Origin of the sequence: Mesorhizobium sp. M7A.F.Ca.US.006.04.2.1 (genome assembly GCF_004022915.1) — a bacterium.
Taxonomy (GTDB): domain Bacteria; phylum Pseudomonadota; class Alphaproteobacteria; order Rhizobiales; family Rhizobiaceae; genus Mesorhizobium; species Mesorhizobium ciceri.
In genome coordinates, this window is sequence record NZ_RZQA01001270.1 from 1 (window position 1) to 1,227 (window position 1,227).

Here is a 1,227-nt window from a genome sequence, read left to right on the forward strand (position 1 = left end):
CCGCCGCCTCCGGCATCGTCTCCGCCCGCGGCCGCGACAGCGGCGCTGGCCCGTATGACGACTTCATCCAGATCGACGCATCGGTCAACCGCGGGAATTCTGGCGGCCCGACCTTCAACCTCAACGGCCAGGTCGTCGGCATCAACACCGCGATCTTCTCGCCGTCCGGCGGCAGCGTCGGCATCGCCTTCGACATTCCCGCTTCGACCGCCAAGCAGGTCGTTCAGGACCTGATGAAGAGCGGTTCCGTTCAGCGCGGCTGGCTCGGTGTCGAAATCCAGCCGGTCACCTCCGACATCGCTGAGTCGCTTGGTCTGAAGTCCAACAACGGCGCACTGGTTTCCAGTGCCCAGGACGATGGTCCCGGCAAGAAGGCGGGCATCACGGCCGGTGACGTGATCACCCAGGTCAACGGCAAGGACGTCGCTTCGCCGAAGGAACTGGCACGGCTGATCGGCGCCTACTCGCCTGGCAAGTCGGTTGACGTCACCGTGTGGCGCGACGGCAAGAGCCAGACGGTCAAGGTCGATCTCGGCAAACTGCCCTCGAGCGACAAGCAGGCCTCTGTCGACCAGTCGCAGCCTGCCGCTCCGGCAAAGCCCGACACGCTGGCCGATCTCGGCCTGACCGTCACCAAGTCCGAAAACGGCAAGGGGCTGGTGGTGACCGACGTCGATCCTGACAGCGATGCTGCCGATCGCGGCATCCAGCCGGGCGACGTCATCACATCGGTCAATTCGACCGAAGTGAACGGCACCGACGACGTCACCAAGGCGATGACCGAAGCGGTCAAATCCGGCCGCAAGGCGGTGCTGATGCAGATCACCCGCGACGACACCAATCGTTTCGTCGCGCTGCCCGTCGCCAAGGGCTGAGGTCGGCTCCGGAGCGTTCTCTCGGCCTTCCGAGGCGGGTGAGGGCGTTCCGGCGGCAAGTTGGACTTTTCCAGTGCGCCGGTTCAACACCCCCGAGCCGCCGTACGGGAAAGCATGGAGGAGCGCGCGTTAGTCAGTCATCGCGCCTTCCCCCGGCGGCAGCGGGCTTCCCATCGCCCGCTGCCGCACAATTTCAAAAGCGCTTCAACGATCCGATGCCAACGACATCGGCAGCGAGCAGCTTTATCGCGCACTGCTTCGAGCGATCTCGGTCGCGATGCGCTTTGGCAAAGGCCACAATGCAGATGTCTGCCACTCAACCTTCCGGCGAAATCGCGTATAACAGCCCTAT

The 1,227-nt window shown here is 64.3% G+C and carries 1 protein-coding gene; it reads left to right on the forward strand.

The genetic code is table 11. The annotated features are described in order from the left end of the window. On the forward strand, positions 1 to 875 hold an 875-nt coding region (locus EN925_RS36530; RefSeq protein ID WP_128337400.1), incomplete at its 5' end, for a PDZ domain-containing protein. Positions 876 to 1,227: the final 352 nt, after the last annotated feature.